Consider the following 18,043-nt stretch of genomic DNA (forward strand, 5'->3'; position numbering starts at 1 on the left):
TATACGAAAGATACGGACCGGGATCGTACAGATGCACGCAGGACTGTTCCACGAGCAATTTGACACGACCGTCCGCGGTCCGAACAATGCGGCCATGCGGCTGGGCCTGATGCTCGGCGCTTGCGTCTGGCTGGCCCTGCCGGTCGCGTCAGGTGCCCAGGGGTTGCCGAGTCCGGCGATGCCGATGGGGCCGAACCCCAGCGAATGCGAGATCGAGGCGGCGCTGCTCGGCACCACCGGCCCCAATTGCCCGCCGGTGGCGATGCAGAGGCCGGCCGTGCCGCCCCCGGCCACTCCCCCGGCTTCACCTTCGACCGGGCGGCCGGCGCCGGTGACCGTGCCGCCTCTGCCGGGGCCGACGGCGATGCCTGCACCGGAGCTGCGCGCCGCCTTCCGGGTGGAGTTCGATTTCAATTCCGCCCGCATCCGCCCGGAATCGCGGACGATCCTCGACAAGGTGGCAACGGTGATGGCGGCGGCCGGCAACACCCGCTTCCGCATCGTCGGCCACACCGACGCCGTCGGCGGCGACGCGGCGAACCTTGCCCTGTCCAAGAAGCGGGCGGCGGCGGTGGTCGAGTATCTGGTATCCAAGCACCAGATCCGCCGCGACCGGCTGGAGGCGTCGGGCATGGGCGCGCGGGAGCTGCTCCTGCCCGATCAGCCCAAGGCGGCGGCCAACCGGCGGGTGGAGATCGTCAATCTGGGCGGCTGAAAATTTTCGGATCCGAATTTTCGCACCGGGGGGAACCTTCGGCGCCGTGAGGTGTTGCGCAGGGGCGCCGACGGGCCGTGGCCCTATGCGCACCGACCCTCCATCCTCTGACCGGGAGAGCCGATGCCCGACCACACCCCCATTCCCATCGACAGCCGCCGCATCGCCGACGACGAGGTCGGCAAGCCGGCCGTCTTCGGCGCCATCCTGTCGGGCCAGCCGCAGGAAATTCACCGCAACATCTTCGAAGGCGACTATGGCCGCTTCCGGTCGGGGGTGTGGCAGTGCACGCCGGGCCTCGTCGCGATGAAGGACTGGCCCTATCACGAGTTCTGCCTGCTGCTGTCCGGCCGGGTCATCATCACGCCGGAAGGCGGGTCCCCGCGCGAATACAAGGCCGGCGACGCGCTGGTGCTGCCGATGGGATTCACCGGCACCTGGGAGATCCTGGAGACGGTGCGCAAATATTATGCGGTGCAGGCGCGCCAGCCGCTGATGCGCCGGGTGAAGGAGCGGGTGAAGGGCTGGCTGCGGCCGGGCGCCAAGGGCGGGCGGACCACCGATGCGCAGGCCGGGGCCGCGTTCTGACGCCTCGCCATCCGCCGGACGCCCGTGTTAGGGTCCGCCGCGCCGTCCGCAGGGACGGTCCGTGAAGACCCTGACACCGGTGTTCCGACCATGACCAAGCACCCGATGACCCTCACCGAGATCGCTGAAGCGCTGGGCGCCGCGGTCGAAGGCGACGGTTCCCTCACCATCCGCCGCGCCGTCCACCCGTCGGAAGCGGAGGGGCCGGAGGATCTGGCGCTGGCGATGGACAAGGATCTGCTGGCCCTGCTGCCCGGCAGCAAGGCGGTCGCCGCCGTGGTCGCCGAAGGGGTCGAGGTGCCGGACACGATCAAGGGCCGCATCGTGGTGAAGCGTCCGCGCTATGCCATGGCCGGGATGCTCGACATCTTCGAAAAGCCGGTCCATGCCGAACCGGGCGTGTCGCCGCAGGCCTATGTGGCGCCCGACGCCGTGGTGGCGCCCGATGCCTCCATCGCCCCCTTCGCCTATGTCGGCCCGCGCGCCCGCATCGGTGCCGGGGTCGTCATCCTGCCGCACGTCACCGTCGGCGCCGACGCGGTGATCGGCGAGGGCTGCCTGCTGCATCCCGGTGCCCGCATCGGCGAGCGGGTGGAGATGGGCGCGCGCTGCATCATCCATCCCAACGCCGCGGTCGGAAACGACGGCTTCAGCTTCGTAACGCCGGAACCGGGCAGCGTCGAATCGGCCAAGACCACCGGCCGCGTCGTCGGCACCAACGTGCTGATCCGCCGGGTGAACTCCATCGGCACGGTGATCCTGGGCGACGATGTCGAAATCGGCGCCGGCGCCACCATCGACCGCGGCACGGTGACCGCCACCCGCATCGGCAACGGCACCAAGATCGACAACCTCGTCCAGATCGGCCACAACGTCCAGGTCGGCACCAACTGCATGCTGTGCGGCCATGTCGGCATCGCCGGCAGCACGATCATCGGCGACCGCGTGGTGCTGGCCGGCAAGGTCGGCGTGGCCGACCATGTGAAGATCGGCAGCGACGCGGTGGTGGCCGCCAATTCCGGCGTCGGCATGGACATCCCGCCGAAGTCGGTGTGGATGGGCTATCCCGCCGTGCCGCGCGCCCGCGCCTTCGAACAATACAAGGGCCTCGCCCGTCTGAAGCGCCTGTATGCCGACGTCTCCGACCTGAAGAAGCGCCTGACCGCCATCGACGGCGGCCCGGTGAAGGTCGAGGCGCCGGAGACGGAGCAGCAGGAATAGGCGGGGCGCGTGTCCGGATTGCCCCCTCCCTCCCACGGCTTCGCCGCGGGTCCCTCCCTCCCCCGCTTCGCGGGAGAGGGAAGAGCTTGCGAGGCGGCGGCAGTTCCCTCTCCCTCGAAGAGGGGGAGGGTTAGGGAGGGGGCCTCAGCACTTTACCTCAAACGAACTTACGTCCAATGACCTCCGGCCAGAACCCCACCCGTGAGTCCATCCTTGGCGGCCCCGCCGTCATCTTGGTGCAGCCGCAGCTCGGCGAGAACATCGGCGCCTGCGCGCGCGCGATGCTGAATTGCGGGCTGACCGACCTGCGCCTCGTCAAGCCGCGCGACGGCTGGCCGAACGCGAAGGCCAGTGCGGCGGCGTCCGGCGCCGACCTCGTCATCGACAACGCGAAGATCTTCGAGACGACGGCCGAGGCGGTCGCCGATCTGGAGGCGGTCTACGCCACCACGGTGCGCACCCGCGACATGATCCAGCGCTTCGTCACCCCGCGCGTCGCGGCCGGCGAGATGCGGGAACGCTATGCCGCCGGGCAGAAGGTCGGCGTCATGTTCGGGCCGGAGCGCACCGGGCTGGTCAACGACGACCTGACCTTTGCCCAGACGCTGGTGACGGTGCCGCTAAACCCGGCCTTCTCCTCGCTCAACCTGGCGCAGGCGGTGCTGCTGATCGGCTACGAGTGGTTCCAGGCCGGCGACCGCACGCCGGACCGCTTCCTGCACACCGGCCAGACCCGCCCGGCGACGATGGCGGAGCGGGTGAACTTCTTCGAACGGCTGGAGGCGGCGCTGGACCGCACCGGATTCTTCACCAGCGAGGAGAAGCGCCCCTCGATGGTCCGCACCCTGCGCAACGCCTTCGAGCGGATGGAGATGACCGAACAGGAGGTGCGCACCTTCCATGGCGTCGTCGCCGCCCTGGTCCAGGGTGACCGGCGGAAAGGCGAGAGTTAAGGGCCAAGCGCGGCTATAGTGGGCATCCATGGACTATGCGTTGCAGAACATGGATGTCGGGCTGGTGCTGCTGGACGGCGCGCGGCGGGTGCTGGCGCTGAACCCGGCGGCGGTGCGGCTGCTGGGGGAACGGGCGGCCGGGCTGGTCGGCGCCTATCTGCACGACTTGCACCCGCCCTCGCACCGCGCCAAGGTGGAGCTTCTGCTGGCCGCGGCGGGCGATCCGTCCGCCCCGGCATCGGCCTGCTCGATGATGGTGGCGCTGCCCGGCCGGGTGCTGGTGGTGAAGGCGACCGCGCTGGCGCCCGCCGTGGCGGTGACGGAGGGAAGCGCCGTCACCGCCCTGATGTTGATGGAAGGCGGGCGGCCGGCGGCGGCCGATGCCCAGGCCGTTCCGGTCCCGCCGCCTGAACCGCTGGTCAAGCTGCCGGTGGAGAAGGGGCAGGGCATCGTGCTGCTCGACCCGGCCGATGCCGTCTATCTGCAGGCCGACGGCCATTACACCACGGTCCACACCGCCGACGGCGCCTTCTTCTGCGGCCTGCCTTTGTCGGAGCTGGAGGCGCGGCTCGACGCCCGGTCCTTCGTGCGCACCCATCGCGGCTACATCGTCAACCTGCGCCATGCCCGCGCGGTGGAACGGCAGGACGGCCGCGCCGCTTTCGTCATGGCCGCCCCCGGCGCCCCCCGCGTGCCGGTCAGCCGCAACCGGGCCGAGGCGCTGAAGAAGCGGCTGGCGCTGTAGGGTCGCGCCATTCGTGCGGCGATCCGGCCATTCGCGCGAGCCGGATGCTGCTGGTGCGGCGCGGCTTGATGGCGGGGTCGCGGGCGGGGGAGCATCGGCGTCATGTTCCCCGCCTTCGGCAACCGGCATGAGGAGACTGCTTCCGTGGACAGCATCGACGCGCCCGACCGCTACGTATCGTTCAAGGGAATCGACTGCGACGGCAACAGCCGCCGCATCATCGACCGGCTGTACATGCACATCGACGATCCCGCCAAGACCAACGCCTTCTGGGAGCGGTTCCGCGCCAAGCTGTCGGTTGCCGAGGACCCGCTGAAGCGGCAGGCCGACGGGCTGTGCCTGCTCTGCGCCAACATCTATTACATCGCCGACCTGTTCGAGGAGCATGACGACGAGGACGGCCTGGCGATGCTACGCCAGCTGGAGGACGAGTGCTGCTGAGCGGTCAGCGCTCAACAGTCAGCGCTTGGGGCCCGCCGCCGGCTCCTTCTCCGTTTCCTTGTCCGCGGCGGCGTAGGCGACGCGCCAGACCGAGCCGGAGGCGTCCTCGGCGATCAGCAGGGCGCCGTCGGCGGTCACCGCCAGACCGCTCGGCCGGCCCCAGACCTTCGGTGTCTCGTCGCCCTCGGCGGCGCTTCCGGTGGCTGTGCCGGCGGGGCTGGTCACGCGGAAGCCGGTGACGAAGGTCTCGTAGGTGCCGGTCGGCTTGCTCTTGTCGAAAGGCGCGGTGTCGAAGGGCACGAAGGCGACGGCATAGCCGGTGGGGCGGGACCGGTTCCAGGAGCCGTGCAGCGAGACGAAGGCGCCCATGCGGTAGCGTTCCGGGAAATGGGTGGCGTCGCCGAAGGCCAGTCCGATCGGCGCCGAATGCGCCTGGAACAGCAGACCCGGCACCAGCGCCGCCTTCACCAGATCGGGCCGCCGATCGGCGAAGTCCGGCTGCGGGTTGTCGCCGATGTAGGAATAGGGCCAGCCATAGAAGCCGCCCGGCTTCACCATCGTCAGGAAATCGGGCACCAGCTGGTCACCCAGCCCGTCGCGCTCGTTCACCACGGTATAAAGGTCGCCGGTGCCCGGCTTGAAGGCGAGGCCGACCGGGTTGCGCAGGCCTGCGGCGTAGGTACGCTGGCCGCTGCCGTCCATGCGGAATTCCTGGATGGTGGCACGCGGTTCGGCCTCCATCCCGATGTTCGATTCCGATCCGATCCCGACATAGAAATGCCGTCCGTCGGGCGCCACCGCGATGGAGCGCGTGTTGTGGCCGCCGCGCCGGCCGAAGGCGCCCTCGGCCGTCAGCCGCCGCCGTTCCCCCGCCTGGACGGTCCCGGCGGTCCAGGGCAGGCGCCACACCCCCGCCAGATCGCCGACCAGCACCGCCCCGTCATGGAAGGCGAGACCGAAGGGATGGTCGAATCCGTCGGCCCAGACCTGGGCCATCTCCGCCCGGCCGTCGCCGTCGGCATCGCGCAGCAGGGTCAGGCTGCCCGGCCGCTGCTGTGCCACCAGCACGTCGCCGTTGGGTAGGACCAGCAGGTTGCGGGCATTCTCCACATGGTCGCGGAAAAGGGTGACGGTGAAACCGCGCGGGGCGCGCAACGGCTGGTCCTCGGGACGCGGCACCTGCACCGCCTGGTTGGCGACGGCGGGGGTGGCGTAGGGCTTCGGCAGCGTTTCGATCCGCACATGGACCTCGGCGCCGACCGTCTGCATCGGATCGGAACGCACCGGGCCGGTCATCGCCGCCTGGGCCAGGGCGGTGGCCGGCAGCATGGACTGGGCGAGGGCGGAGCCGGCGGCCAGCGCAAGCAGGCCGACCAGAAGATGCTTGAGCGACGGGGTAGGGCGGTCGGCCATCGGACGGGCGCTTTCACGGCGAAACGGAGGATCGGACGACGGAGGAGGAGACGGAGGATGAGACAAATATCGGACTTAATTATGGGGACGATGCCGCAGGCCGCACGGAAAGGCAGGCGGTGCAAGGGGGGCTGTACCGGAGGGGTCCCCCACAAGCGCCGGGTGTCGCCAACGTCATCGTTGCACCCATCAACTTGCTTGCGGTCGCAGCCGGCGCAAGACCATACTCCGACCGATCTAGGCGGAAGGGCCGGCGGGCGGCGATGATTCGGCAATGATGGACAGACACGGGATCGACGCTGCGGTTCTCACGCTATCGCCCACGCGGACCCGCCTGCTGCTGGCCGCCGCCTTCGCCCTGATCGCGCTGATGGGCGCCGGCTTCTGGGGCTATGTCGTCTGGGCCGACCGGGAAGAGACTCTGCGCCACAGCCGGGAGCAGGCCCAAGCCACCGCCCGCCTGCTGCAGGAGCATGTGCGGCGAACGGTCGCAACCGCCGACCTCGCCATCGGCCGCGCGCAGGACCTGATCCATCACCACGGCATGGTCGGCCTCGACACCAACCGCGAGGCCTGGATCACCATCCGCGACATGGTGGAGAACCTGCCGGAGATTGCGGCGCTGTGGGTGCATGGTCCGACCGGCGACAATATCCTGTCCAGCCGCCAGTTCCCGGCGCCGACCGGCAACGCGTCCAACCGCGCCTATTTCCAGGCCCACAGGGACGGCGCCGATTTCCATGTCGGCGAGCGGATCACCGGCCGGCTGACCGGCGCCCAGTCCTTCACCGTCAGCCGGTCCATCCTGCAGGACGGCCGATTCCTGGGCGTCATCCACGCCAACATCGAGATCGATTACTATCGGATGCTGTTCGAGGGGCTGGATCTCGGCCACGGATCGGCGATCGCGCTCTACCGCACCGACGGCAAGCCGGTGCTGCGTTTCCCCTCCACCGAACCGCTGGATGGGCCGGAAGGGCCGACGGTGCTGCGCCACGCGGCGGAGGCCGCGACCGAGGTCTTCGAGGTGGACGGGCCGGCGGGCCGGCGCATCCTGTCCTACCAGCGGGTGCCGACCCTGCCGTTGGTCGTCTTCGTCGCCTTGTCGGAGCGGACGGAGCTGGCGCCCTGGCGGGAGCGGACGTTCCGCGGCAGCATCCTGGTCGGGCTGGCGGTACTGGCCTGCGCCGGGCTGGCCTATGCCGCGCTGCGCAGCCTGGAACGCGAGGTCGCCGGCCGCCGGGAACTGGCCGACACCAATGCCGAGCTGGACGCCAAGAAGCGCGAGCTGGAGACCGCCAACGAAGCTTTCGCCAGCGCCAACCGCCGGCTGAACCTGATCCTGCATTCGGCGTCCGACAGCATCTGCGGCGTCGACCGCGACGGGCTGATCACCTTCGCCAACCCCGCCACCTCCGCGCTGACCGGCTATGACAACGAGGAGTTGCTGGGCGGCAATCTGCATCTGCTGATCCACTCCCGCCGCGCCGACGGCAGCCATTTCCCGGCGCTGGAATGCCCGGTGACCGAGGTGCTGCTGAGCGGGGAGAGCCGCCGCGGGCTGGAGGACACATACTGGAGCAAGGACGGCAAGCCGTTCCTGGTCGAATACACGGCCTCGCCCATGCTGGCCGACGGCAAGGTGGAAGGCGCCGTGGTGGTCTTCCACGAGATCGCCGAGCGCAAGCGGGCGGAGGCGGCGATGCAGCGCGCCCGTCTGGCGGCGGAGGCGGCGAGCCGCGCCAAGAGCGAATTCCTGGCCAACATGAGCCACGAGATCCGCACGCCGATGAACGCGATCCTCGGGCTGATCCACCTGCTGCAGCAGACGGAGCTGACCGGCCGGCAGGCGGACTATGTGCAGAAGGTGCGGGTTTCGGCGCAATCGCTGCTGGGCATTCTGAACGACATCCTCGACTTCTCCAAGGTGGAGGCCGGCAAGCTGGAGCTGGAGCGGGTCGATTTCCGCCTGGACGACCTGCTGCAGACGCTGGCGGTGATCGTCGGGTCTGCCGCGCAGGAGAAGGACATCGACGTCCTGTTCTCCGTCGCGCCGGATGTGCCGCTGGATTTGATCGGCGATCCGCTGCGCCTTCAGCAAATCCTGATCAACCTGACCGGCAACGCCATCAAGTTCACCGAGGCCGGCGAGGTCGTGGTGTCGGTCCGGGTGCGGTCGCTGAGCAACGAGCGCGCCGTTCTGGACTTCGCCGTGCGCGACACCGGCATCGGCATCGCGCCGGAGCAGCGCGAGCGGCTGTTCCAGGCCTTCAGCCAGGGCGACAGCTCCACCACGCGGCGCTTCGGCGGTACCGGTCTGGGGCTGGCGATCTGCGCGCGGCTGGTCCGGCTGATGAACGGCGCCATGGATGTGGAGAGCGAACCCGGCAAGGGCAGCGTCTTCCGCTTCCAGGCGGAATTCGGCCTCCAGCGCGGCGCGGCGGGACGGCCCGCCCTGCCGTTGCGGCCGGTGCCGCGCGACTTGGCGGTGCTGGTGGTCGACGACAACCCCACCGCGCGCGAAGTGCTGGGCGAGATCGCCACCGCCTTCGGCTGGACCGTCAGCGCCTGCTGCGACGGGCAGTCCGCCATCGCCGAGCTGGAGCGCGCCGCCGGCGCCGGCCATGCCTACGACGTGGTGCTGATGGACTGGAAGATGCCGGGAATGGACGGCATCGAGGCGGCGCGCCGCATCCGCGCCGATGCCGAGTCCGGCACGCCGATGATCATCGTCATCAGCGGCTATGGCCGCGAGCGGCTGGGCAGCCGGTTCGAGGAGGCCGGGATCTCCGGTTTCCTGGTGAAGCCGGTCACCGCCTCCACCCTGCTCGACGCCGTCACCGTCGCCTATGCGCAAGGTGGCCATGCCCAGGGTGGTCAGGTCCCGGCCGGCCCGGACGACGCCGGCTCGAACGGCGGCGGTCTCCGCCTGCCGGTCCCGGTCCCGGCGCCTGCCGGGGAGCCGGGGGGCGGATCGCCCGGCGGCCTGTGGGGGCCGGTCTGGGATGCCAGCCGGGGGCTGCAGGGCCGTCGCCTGCTGCTGGCCGACGACAACGCCATCAACCGTCAGGTGGCGCGGGAGATCCTCGAACGCGCCGGGGCGAGCGTCACCACGGTCGGCACCGGACGGCAGGCGGTGGAGTGCGTGCGGATCGCGGAGCAGCCCTTCGACGCCGTGCTGCTGGACGTGCAGATGCCGGACATGGACGGCTTCGCGGCCACGGCGGCCATCCGTGCGCTGCCGGGCGGACGGCAACTGCCGATCATCGCCATGACCGCGAGCGCCCTGCCGGCCGATCGGCAGCGCTGCCTCGACAATGGAATGGACGCCCATGTGCCGAAGCCGCTCGACCTGCCGCAGCTGTTCGCCACGCTGGCCCGCTGGATCGGCCCGCCGCTGGTGGCTGTCCGGCCCTCCACGCCCTGCGGTGCCGGGCCGATCCCGCCCCGGGGGGAAGCCATGCTGACGGCCGCCGGCGCTTCCGCATCGGGCATCGCCGCCGCTTCGCCCGCGCCGGCCGGCCGCCGGGCCGGCCAAGGGACCGGCCAAGGGACAGGTTTGCCCGACGAGCTGCCGGGCATCGACCTTGCCGACGCGCTCAACCGGTTGGACGGCGACGCCGGCCTGTTCCGCCGCTTCATCGGCCAGTTCGCCGGGAGCTATGGCGATGTCGTCGAACGGATCGCCGGAGCGCTGGAGGTCGGCGACCTGTCGGCGGCGAAATCCATCGCGCATGAGCTGAAAAGCGTCGCCGGCAACGTCGGTGCCCGCCGGCTGTCGGAGTCCGCCGATGCGGTGCAGATCGCGGCCCAGCGCGGGGATGCCGCGGCGGCGGCGGCCGAGGTGCCGGTGCTGCGCGCCGAGCTGGCGCTGGTGCTGGACAGCGCACGCCGCCTCGCGGCGGAGGGCGCCGGCGGAGGAGCGGCGGACGGAGGGGCGGCAGAACCGGCCATGCCCGCCCGGTCGGCGGAAAGCCGGCGGCTGCTGGCCGGGCAACTCCCGCAATTCGCAACTTTGTTGCAGGACAGCAACTTCGCAGCGGCGGAAGAGTTCGCTATGCTGGCGCCGTTGCTGACGGATTGGATCGAGCCTTCGACGATGAAGGGGCTGTCCGCCGCCATCGACGCTCTGGATTTCACCAAGGCGCTTGGGATTGTGCAGCGGATCGCACGCGACCTCGGCCTTTCGTTACCGACGGTCTGAACGCGCCCATGGCCGATCCCCGCCCTAAGATACTGGTGGTTGACGATATCCCGTCCAACGTCCATGTGCTCAGCCGCATCCTGAAGGACGATTACGACATCTATTTCGCCACCGACGGCGAAAAGGCGTTGGATCTGGTCCTGTCGCGGATGCCCGACCTCGTCCTGCTCGACATCATGATGCCGGGGATGGACGGGTTCGAGGTGTGCCGCCGCATCAAGGACGATCCCACCACCCACGACATCCCCGTCATCTTCATCTCCGCCAAGAGCGAAGTGGAGGACGAAACCCGCGGGCTGGAGGTGGGAGCCATCGACTTCATCACCAAGCCGATCAGCCCGCCCATCGTGAAGGCGCGGGTGCGCAACCATCTGCTGCTGAAACGGCAGACCGACCTGCTGCGCAGCCTGTCCTTCCTGGACGGGCTGACCGGCATCGCCAACCGCCGCCGCTTCGACGAGACGATGGCGCGCGAATGGCGGCGCTGCGCCCGGTCGCATCTGCCGCTGTCGCTCGTCATCCTCGATGTCGACCATTTCAAGGCCTACAACGACCAGTACGGCCATCAGGCCGGCGACGAATGCCTGCGCATCGTGGCCGAGGTGCTGGCGGAGCGGGCAAGGCGGCCGAGCGACCTCGTCGCCCGCTATGGCGGCGAGGAGTTCGTCTGCCTGCTGCCGGAGACGGACGGTCCCGGCGCCGCCCGCGTGGCCGAGGGGTTCCGGGCCGCCGTCGCCGAGCGCCGCATCCCGCACGCCCAGTCGCCGGTCGCCCCCTATGTCACCATCAGCCTGGGCGTCGCCACCGTGATCCCGTCCCTGGACAGCAGCCCTGAAAAGCTGGCGGAGATGGCCGACCAACTGCTCTACCGCGCCAAGCGCACCGGTCGGAACCGCGTGCAGGACGCCACGGTGCCGGCGCTGTGACCGCCCGGCCGCCTCCGCCGCCCGTCCATGACGTCCGCGGGCGCGGATTCGCCCGCCGCGCCCCGCTGACGGATGCCTGGGACTGGGTCGATGCCTGGGTTGCCCCTCCGCCTGCAAGGATTCTGCCCCTGGCGGCGTGTTCCGGGTTGCGGCTGGCCGACGCGGTCGCGGCGGTGGGCGACTGGCCGCCGGCCGACCGGGCGGCGGTGGACGGCTATGGCGTGGCGGCGGCGGACACGCTGGGGGCCGGCTCCTACAACCCGGTGCCGCTGACGGCGGCGGTGGCGGTGAGCGCCGGCGATCCGCTGCCGCCGGGCTGCGACGCGGTGATCCCATACGAGGCGGCGCAGGCCGTCGGCCCTTTCATCGAGGCGATCGACGCGGTGGCGCCCGGCAGCGGGGTGGAGCGCCGCGGCGCCTGGACCGTCGCCGGAAGCCCGCTGCTGCCGGCCGGGAGGCGCCTGCGCCCCGGCGACCTCGGCCTGCTCGCCGCCGCCGGTCACAGCGCCGTGCCGGCCCTGCCGGCGCCGCGGGTGCGCATCCTGATTGCCGGCGGACCCAAGGCCGGCGCGCCGGAGCAACTCGGCGCGATGCTGGCTGCGCTGGTCGGGCGCGACGGCGGTGTGGTCGAGGCGGTCGAGGAGCTGCCTGCCGACCTCGCCGCCCTGGCCGACGCGTTCGCCCGGCCGGGCGCCGACCTGATCCTGTCGGCCGGGCGCACCGGAACCGGTCCCGACGACGTGGCGCCGCCCGCCCTGGCGCAGGCCGGCAGCCTCGACCTGCACGGCATCGCCATGCGGCCGGGCGGCAGCGCCGGGCTCGGGCTTGCGGGCGGGCTTGCCGGCGGCGTTCCGGTCCTGCTGCTGCCGGGCGAGCCGATGGCGGCGCTGGCGGCCTATGAGCTGCTGGCCGGGCGCGCGGTGCGTCATGCCGCCGGCTTGCCGGCCGCACTGCCCCATGCGACGGTCGAGGCGGTGACCGCGCGCAAGCTGGTGTCGGAGATCGGCTGCCTCGACCTTCACCGGGTCCGGCTGGACGAGGATGGCAGGGTGGAGCCGGTGGCCTCGCCCAACTGGCCGGGACTGGCGGCGGCGGCGCGGGCCGACGGCTTCGTCCTGATCGGGGCGGACAGCGAAGGAGTGCCGGACGGCGCTGCAGTCATTATGTATCGTTTCGACTGATTTTTGCTCAAGGGTTTGCCGCGTGCACAGCTCCGACCGCAGCCGTGAGGACATCCGCCGTTTCGTCGCCCAGGCCGCCCGCCAGGACCAGTTCCTGGAGGTGGTCAGCGGGGAGGAGGCGCGCGCCCGTTTCCACCGCCATCTCGACCTGTCGCCGCGGGGGGAGGAGCGGGTGCCGCTGGCAGCATCCCTCGGCCGCGTGCTGTCCGCCGACGTGGTGGCTGAGGTGGACGTTCCCGGCTTCGACCGCTCGGTGGTCGACGGCTTCGCCGTGCGCGCCGCCGATACGGTGGGGGCGGCGGAGGACCGTCCGGTCGCCCTGCGCCTGAACGACGAGGTTCTGGCCGCCGGCCATGCCCCCGAACTGACGGTGGAACCCGGCACCGCCACCGTGATCGCCACCGGCGGCATGCTGCCGCGCGGGGCCGACGCCGTGGTGATGGTGGAGACGACCGAGGCGGTGGAACGGCCCGACGGGCTCTTCGTCACCCTGACCCGCCCGGCGACGCCCGGCGCCTTCGTCGCCGCCGCCGGCTCCGACATCGGCCGGGGCGAGGTGGTGCTGCGCAAGGGCCAAGCCCTGACCTCGCGCGAGATCGGCGTGCTCGCCGCCATCGGGCTGGCCGAGGTGCCGGTGGTGCGCCGGCCGCGCGTCGCCATCCTGTCGACCGGCGACGAGATCGTGGCGCCGGGCCAGCCGATCCGAACCGGGGCGGTCTATGACAGCAACGGCGCCATCCTGGCCGCCGCGGTTTCCGAACTGGGCGGCGAGCCGGTGCCGCTGGGCATCGCACCGGACGAGGACGCGGCGCTGGAACGGCTGGTCGCCCAGGGGCTTGAGTGCGACGCGCTGCTGCTGTCGGGCGGCACGTCGAAGGGAGCCGGCGACCGCTCCCACCGCATCGTGGCGCAGCTGTCCGATCCCGGCATCGTCGCCCATGGCGTGGCGCTGAAGCCGGGCAAGCCGCTGTGCCTCGCGGTGACCGGCGGCAAGCCGGTGGTGATCCTGCCGGGCTTCCCGACCTCGGCAATGTTTACCTTCCACAGCTTCGTGGCGCCGGTGATCCGCGCGCTGGCCGGCCTGCCGCCGGCGCTGGCGGAGGAGGTGCCGGCCACCCTGCCGGTGCGGCTGGGGTCGGAACGCGGGCGCACCGAATATGTGATGGTCTCGCTGGTCCATGGAGCCGGTGGGGGCGCCAACGAAGACGAGCTGGTCGCCTATCCGCTGTCCAAGGGGTCGGGCGCGGTCACCGCCTTCAGCCATGCCGATGGCTTCCTGGCCATCGATGCCCAGGCGGAGGCGATGGAAGCCGGCACGCCGGTGTCGGTCCAGCTTCTCGGCCGCGCGCTGGCTCCCGCCGACCTGATCGTGGTCGGCAGCCAGTGCATCGGCCTCAACGCCGTGCTCGGCCGCCTGATCGGCGAGGGGATGAGTGTCAAGGCGCTGAATGTCGGCTCGATGGGCGGGTTGGCGGCGGCGCGGCGGGGGGAGTGCGACATCGCCCCCGTCCATCTGATGGACCCCGCCACCGGCGCCTACAACACGCCCTTCCTGGGGCCGGGTCTGGACCTCGTCACCGGCTACCGCCGCATGCAGGGCATCGTCTTCCGCCGCGGCGATCCCCGGTTCGAGGGCAGGACGGCGCAAGAGGCGGCCGCGGCGGTTGCCGGTCTGGCCGACTGCATCCTCATCAACCGCAATGCCGGCAGCGGCACCCGCATCCTGACCGACCGTCTGCTGGGCACGGCGCGGCCGACCGGCTACTGGACGCAGGCCAAGTCGCACAACGCGGTGGCCGTCGCGGTGGCGCAGAACCGCGCCGACTGGGGCGTCGCCATCGAAACCGCGGCGAACCTCTACGGGCTGGGTTTCCTGCCGCTGCAGGAGGAGCATTACGACTTCGTCATCCCCACTGCCCGCCGCGACCGCCCGGCCGTCCGCCGCTTCGTCGAGGCGCTGGAGACGCCTGAGGTGGCGGAGGCCCTGCGCGCCATGGGCTTCATCAGATAGAGTCTGACCAAGTCGTCAGGCAAAACCGAACAAAATGCCGCGGGTCGGGTTTTTTCGTGATCCAACGGCCGGGCGGTTGCGTACCGAAGGTCACGATGCGACATACAGCCCGGCGTGTTCGGCGGTGATGTGCAGGATTGACGCAGAGTCCTTGAAAATGGGGGCGCTGCCGCGATTTCCGGGAATGGGTGCCATCCCCGGCTTGTGCGGCGGCCGATGTTCCCCTTGAATGGGACCATGCAGGACCAGCACACCCCCGCGGCCGACACGGCCCCCAGTCTGGAAACCCTGCTCGTCGCCGTCGGGCGCGAGCGGGACAAACAGGCGTTCGGGGTGCTGTTCGGCCACTTCGCGCCGCGGCTGAAGACGTATCTGCGCCGGTTGGGATGCGATTCCGGTGCGGCGGAAGAGCTTGTTCAGGAGGTCATGCTGTTGGTCTGGCGTCGTGCCGAAACCTACGATCCGAGGCACGCCTCGGCCGGCACCTGGGTGTTCACCATCGCCCGCAACAAGCGAATCGATGTGCTGCGCCGCGAACAGCGGCCGGAAATCGACCCCGACGATCCGGCTCTGGTGCCCGAACCCGACGAGTCCGCCGACCGCCGGATCGAGGCGAAGGAAAGCAGCGGGCGCCTGCGCGCCGCGCTGAAGGATCTGCCGCCGGAACAGGCCGAGCTTCTGCGCATGGCGTATTTCGAGGACAAGCCGCACAGCGTCATTTCCGCGGAGCACGGCATCCCGCTCGGCACCGTCAAATCGCGCCTGCGTCTGGCGATGGAACGCCTGCGCCGGTCGCTGAAGGATGTCGGATGAGGCATTTCCGATGAACCGGCCGAGCCACCACCCCGGCGACACCCTGCTGATCGACTATGCCGGCGGCGCCCTGTGCGAAGGCGCGTCGCTGGCCGTCGCCACCCACATGGCCTTCTGTCCCGCCTGCCGTCATGCGGTGACGGAAATGGAGGCGATCGGCGGCGCCCTGCTGGACGATCTGGAGCCGGAACCGCTGTCCGACGGTTGCCTGGAAGCGCTGATGGCCCGCCTGGACCACGAGCGGCCGGCGCCCTGCCGCCCGGCGGTCAAGCCGTCGCCTGAGAAATCGCGCTATCCGGAACCGTTGCGCAGCTATCTGCGCGGGCGGCTCGACGGCGAGGGGCAAATCGGGGAGGGCGGCTGGCGTTTTCTTCAGCCGGGCATGCGCTGCATGGATTTGCTGTCGGGTCCGAACGGGACGACGCGGCTGATCCGCATGAAGGGCGGGGTCGGCGTGCCGCAGCACACCCATGGCGGGATCGAGCTGACCGTGGTGCTGGAGGGCGGCTTCTCCGACGAATTCGGCGCGTTCCTGCCCGGCGATCTCGCCATCGGCGACCCGTCGCTGGTCCACCGGCCGGTGTCGGACCCGGAAGGCTGCCTGTGCCTCGCCACCACCATCGGCGGGCTGAAGCTGACCGGGCCGTTGGGGCGGTGGTTCAACCGGTTCGTGAAGTTCTGAGAGGGATGGGCGCCGCAGCGCCCATCGCCGCGTATTACTGGAACGCGATCTTCGCGTTGTCGCCGGGATCGGGCGACTGGCCGGTCAGCTTCGCCTTCACATAGCCATAGGCGTAGACCATGGTGCTCGACGGGCTGTCCCAGTATTCGGCCTGATCGACCGACACCTTCAGCAGCGCCACCTCCGGATCGTCCGGACCCTGGGGGAACCAGGTGCTCATGATGTCGCGCCACAGGAAGCGGATCTTGTCGCGGTCGCGCACCACTTCGGCGACGCCGGAGACGGACACGTAATCCTGCTTGTCGGGATTGGCGTAGGCGAGGTTGACGCGCCAGTGGCGGTCGATCTCCGCCACCTTTTCGGAATGGGCGCGGGTGAAGAACCACAGGGTGCCGTCTTCGAACCCCGCATGGGACAGCGTCGCCATCGGACGGGAGTTCATCCGGCCGTTGTCGTCCAGCGTCGTCATCATCGCGACCTGGACGCCCTTCATCATCTCCCAGAGCTTCTTGACTTCGCCCTGGTCGGGGCTGTGGCCGGCGGTGGTGCTATGGACCATGGTCTGCCTCTCGTTCGGTAGCCCAACGGAGACTGGGGAACGCCCACCGGGGTCAGAAAGTTCCGACCCGCCAATTCACTCCCCCGACAGACCAGGATCCCGTCCCGGTGTGGTGGTGGTCGATCCGGGTCAGCGACCAGGGGTCGATCCGCAGCCGCAACGCCGCTTCCGGCGTGAGATCCAGCACCAATGCCAGCGCCCCCCGGATGCTGCCGGCATGGATCACCGCAACCACATCGCGCCCGGCATGGAGGTCGGTCAGCCGCCGCAGCGCCGCCGCCGTGCGCTCCATCACCGTGGCGAAGCTCTCGCCGCCGGGCGGGGCGTTACGGGCCGGGTTTCGCCAGAAGCGCGCCGCCGCCTCTGCATCGCGCAGGGCCGCGGTGTCGTGGCTGATGCCCTCCCACTCGCCGAAATCCTGCTCGGCCAGCGCCGGCTCCACCACGGCGGTGTCGGCAAGCCGTGGGTTGCGGCTCCACAGCGCCTGGGCGGTCTGGCGGCTGCGGCGGAGCGGGCTGGTCAGCCACAGGGCGTCGGCGGGGAGGCCCGCCGCGAGCGCCGCCGCCGCGGCGCGGTTGCCGGTGTCGGCCTCGCGGTCGCTCGCCCCGCAGATCAGGTTGTCGGGGTTGTGGACCGGCGCATGGCGGATCAGCCACCAGCGGGTGACGGTCAGGGGGGTGAGGCTCACCACGGTCATGCAACTGCTCCCAAGAAAGCGGAGAGGGTCAGCAGCACCGCGGCCTCCGCCACCTGCTGCGCGGCGCCGAAGACGTCGCCGGTGTGCCCGCCGATCTGCCGCCGGGCCAGCGTCGCCACCGCGACCACCGCCAGAAGCGAGGCCGCCAGCGCCGGCAGGGCCAAGCCGCCAAGGGCGACCGCCGCCTCCGCCGTGCCGGAGACGAGCGCCAGCAGCACCGTCGCCATTGCCGGACGGCCCTGTGCCGCCGCCAGCCCGTCGCGCCGCGCCGGGGACAGGGCGCGCGCCATCGCCGCCAGCCCGCAGCGCGACAGGGCGCCGGCCGCCACCAGCCCTGCCACCGCCGCCGGCACCGGCAGGGCAGCCAGCGCCGCCGCACGGATGCCGATGGAGAAGACCAGCGCCAGCACGCCATAGCTGCCGACCCGGCTGTCGCGCATGATCTCCAGCTTGCGGGTCAGGTCACGTCCGCCGCCGAAGCCGTCGGCGACATCGGCCGCGCCATCCTCGTGCAGCCCGCCGGTCAGCCGCACCGTCGCCGCCAGGGCCAGCAGCGCGCCCGCCAGCGGCGGCAGGTGCAGCGCCGCCGCCGCCGCAAAGACGGCACCGCCCGCCAGCCCGACCAGTGCGCCGACCAGCGGGAACCACCCCATCGCCCGCGCCGACGCGCCCTCGGCCAGCGGGCCGTTGAGCGGACCCAGCGGAGGGAAGGGCAGGCGGGTCAGGAACACCAGCGCCAGGGCGGCATCCTGGGTCCAGCGCGGCGGGGGAGCGGGGGCGGTGGTCGCGTCGGGCATGATCGGCATCGACTACGCCCAAGCGGCGTCCGGCGCAACCCTGCTCGGCGGGTGTTTCCACGCCCTCCGCACAGGTCCGATTCCTTGACCAGAACAC

General features: G+C 70.8%; 16 protein-coding genes. 12 read left to right on the forward strand and 4 right to left on the reverse strand.

Annotated elements, in window-relative coordinates:
- Positions 1–31: 31 nt before the first annotated feature.
- The 6 genes from FZ938_RS07515 to cowN all read left to right on the forward strand — a co-directional run bounded on the left by FZ938_RS07515 (position 32) and on the right by cowN (position 4,663).
- A complete protein-coding gene (locus FZ938_RS07515) occupies positions 32–715 on the forward strand; it encodes an OmpA family protein (protein WP_149197965.1) in 684 nt (227 codons plus the stop codon).
- Between the two features lie 123 nt (positions 716–838).
- Complete coding sequence (locus tag FZ938_RS07520; RefSeq protein WP_149197966.1) at positions 839–1,303, forward strand: cupin domain-containing protein; 465 nt, start codon at positions 839–841, stop codon at positions 1,301–1,303.
- Between the two features lie 90 nt (positions 1,304–1,393).
- On the forward strand, positions 1,394–2,524 hold the full coding sequence (gene lpxD, locus FZ938_RS07525) for a UDP-3-O-(3-hydroxymyristoyl)glucosamine N-acyltransferase (protein ID WP_149197967.1): 1,131 nt from the start codon (positions 1,394–1,396) through the stop codon (positions 2,522–2,524).
- Between the two features lie 176 nt (positions 2,525–2,700).
- The gene (locus FZ938_RS07530) at positions 2,701–3,477 is read left to right on the forward strand and encodes an RNA methyltransferase (protein ID WP_149197968.1); all 777 of its coding nucleotides are present in this window, start codon (positions 2,701–2,703) and stop codon (positions 3,475–3,477) included.
- A gap of 28 nt (positions 3,478–3,505) precedes the next feature.
- Positions 3,506–4,222: a LytTR family DNA-binding domain-containing protein gene (locus FZ938_RS07535; RefSeq protein WP_149197969.1), complete on the forward strand. Its 717-nt coding sequence runs from the start codon at positions 3,506–3,508 to the stop codon at positions 4,220–4,222.
- A gap of 144 nt (positions 4,223–4,366) precedes the next feature.
- Complete coding sequence (cowN, locus tag FZ938_RS07540) at positions 4,367–4,663, forward strand: N(2)-fixation sustaining protein CowN (protein WP_149197970.1); 297 nt, start codon at positions 4,367–4,369, stop codon at positions 4,661–4,663.
- 18 nt (positions 4,664–4,681) lie between these two features.
- Here cowN and FZ938_RS07545 read toward each other — a convergent pair whose 3' ends face one another.
- Positions 4,682–6,076, reverse strand: a complete 1,395-nt coding sequence (locus FZ938_RS07545) for a PQQ-dependent sugar dehydrogenase (RefSeq protein WP_149197971.1) — start codon at positions 6,074–6,076, stop codon at positions 4,682–4,684.
- Positions 6,077–6,350: 274 nt separating this feature from the next.
- Between FZ938_RS07545 and FZ938_RS07550 the strand changes: the two genes are divergently transcribed.
- The 6 genes from FZ938_RS07550 (at position 6,351) to FZ938_RS07575 (ending at position 15,893) form a co-directional block, all read left to right on the forward strand.
- Positions 6,351–10,280: a response regulator gene (locus FZ938_RS07550; RefSeq protein WP_149197972.1), complete on the forward strand. Its 3,930-nt coding sequence runs from the start codon at positions 6,351–6,353 to the stop codon at positions 10,278–10,280.
- A gap of 35 nt (positions 10,281–10,315) precedes the next feature.
- Complete coding sequence (locus FZ938_RS07555; RefSeq protein WP_246457697.1) at positions 10,316–11,206, forward strand: diguanylate cyclase domain-containing protein; 891 nt, start codon at positions 10,316–10,318, stop codon at positions 11,204–11,206.
- Positions 11,203–12,387, forward strand: coding sequence for a molybdopterin-binding protein (locus FZ938_RS07560; protein ID WP_149197974.1), 1,185 nt, complete (start codon positions 11,203–11,205; stop codon positions 12,385–12,387). The genes FZ938_RS07555 and FZ938_RS07560 overlap by 4 nt, the downstream gene beginning before the upstream one ends.
- Positions 12,388–12,409: 22 nt before the next feature.
- On the forward strand, positions 12,410–14,398 hold the full coding sequence (locus tag FZ938_RS07565; protein ID WP_149197975.1) for a molybdopterin biosynthesis protein: 1,989 nt from the start codon (positions 12,410–12,412) through the stop codon (positions 14,396–14,398).
- A 237-nt stretch (positions 14,399–14,635) separates the two neighbouring features.
- A complete protein-coding gene (locus FZ938_RS07570) occupies positions 14,636–15,211 on the forward strand; it encodes a sigma-70 family RNA polymerase sigma factor (protein ID WP_149197976.1) in 576 nt (191 codons plus the stop codon).
- Positions 15,212–15,221: 10 nt separating this feature from the next.
- Positions 15,222–15,893 carry a ChrR family anti-sigma-E factor gene (locus FZ938_RS07575; RefSeq protein ID WP_174757222.1) on the forward strand — a complete coding sequence of 224 codons (672 nt, stop codon included), beginning with the start codon at positions 15,222–15,224 and terminating at the stop codon, positions 15,891–15,893.
- A gap of 34 nt (positions 15,894–15,927) precedes the next feature.
- On the opposite strand, the gene FZ938_RS07580 is transcribed toward FZ938_RS07575, so the two are convergent.
- Genes FZ938_RS07580 through cobS form a run of 3 tightly spaced genes read right to left on the reverse strand, consistent with a single transcriptional unit; the run spans position 15,928 to position 17,946 of the window.
- Positions 15,928–16,452: a pyridoxamine 5'-phosphate oxidase family protein gene (locus tag FZ938_RS07580; RefSeq protein ID WP_149197978.1), complete on the reverse strand. Its 525-nt coding sequence runs from the start codon at positions 16,450–16,452 to the stop codon at positions 15,928–15,930.
- A gap of 52 nt (positions 16,453–16,504) precedes the next feature.
- The gene (locus tag FZ938_RS07585; RefSeq protein ID WP_149197979.1) at positions 16,505–17,149 is read right to left on the reverse strand and encodes a histidine phosphatase family protein; all 645 of its coding nucleotides are present in this window, start codon (positions 17,147–17,149) and stop codon (positions 16,505–16,507) included.
- The gene (gene cobS / locus FZ938_RS07590; protein WP_343075091.1) at positions 17,146–17,946 is read right to left on the reverse strand and encodes an adenosylcobinamide-GDP ribazoletransferase; all 801 of its coding nucleotides are present in this window, start codon (positions 17,944–17,946) and stop codon (positions 17,146–17,148) included. The genes FZ938_RS07585 and cobS overlap by 4 nt, the downstream gene beginning before the upstream one ends.
- Positions 17,947–18,043 lie beyond the last annotated feature (97 nt).

The sequence above is a fragment of the Azospirillum oryzae genome, assembly GCF_008364795.1.
Taxonomy (GTDB): Bacteria; Pseudomonadota; Alphaproteobacteria; order Azospirillales; family Azospirillaceae; genus Azospirillum; species Azospirillum oryzae.

Excerpts from the sequence above, each read along its gene's own strand:
- FZ938_RS07515 (WP_149197965.1), top strand. The coding sequence starts at position 32 with ATGCACGCAGGACTGTTCCACGAGCAATTTGACACGACCGTCCGCGGT.
- FZ938_RS07520 (WP_149197966.1), top strand. The coding sequence starts at position 839 with ATGCCCGACCACACCCCCATTCCCATCGACAGCCGCCGCATCGCCGAC.
- lpxD (WP_149197967.1), top strand. The coding sequence starts at position 1,394 with ATGACCAAGCACCCGATGACCCTCACCGAGATCGCTGAAGCGCTGGGC.
- FZ938_RS07530 (WP_149197968.1), top strand. The coding sequence starts at position 2,701 with ATGACCTCCGGCCAGAACCCCACCCGTGAGTCCATCCTTGGCGGCCCC.
- FZ938_RS07535 (WP_149197969.1), top strand. The coding sequence starts at position 3,506 with ATGGACTATGCGTTGCAGAACATGGATGTCGGGCTGGTGCTGCTGGAC.
- FZ938_RS07545 (WP_149197971.1), bottom strand. The coding sequence starts at position 6,076 with ATGGCCGACCGCCCTACCCCGTCGCTCAAGCATCTTCTGGTCGGCCTG.
- FZ938_RS07550 (WP_149197972.1), top strand. The coding sequence starts at position 6,351 with ATGATGGACAGACACGGGATCGACGCTGCGGTTCTCACGCTATCGCCC.
- FZ938_RS07570 (WP_149197976.1), top strand. The coding sequence starts at position 14,636 with ATGCAGGACCAGCACACCCCCGCGGCCGACACGGCCCCCAGTCTGGAA.
- FZ938_RS07575 (WP_174757222.1), top strand. The coding sequence starts at position 15,222 with ATGAACCGGCCGAGCCACCACCCCGGCGACACCCTGCTGATCGACTAT.
- FZ938_RS07580 (WP_149197978.1), bottom strand. The coding sequence starts at position 16,452 with ATGGTCCATAGCACCACCGCCGGCCACAGCCCCGACCAGGGCGAAGTC.
- FZ938_RS07585 (WP_149197979.1), bottom strand. The coding sequence starts at position 17,149 with ATGACCGTGGTGAGCCTCACCCCCCTGACCGTCACCCGCTGGTGGCTG.
- cobS (WP_343075091.1), bottom strand. The coding sequence starts at position 17,946 with ATGCCCGACGCGACCACCGCCCCCGCTCCCCCGCCGCGCTGGACCCAG.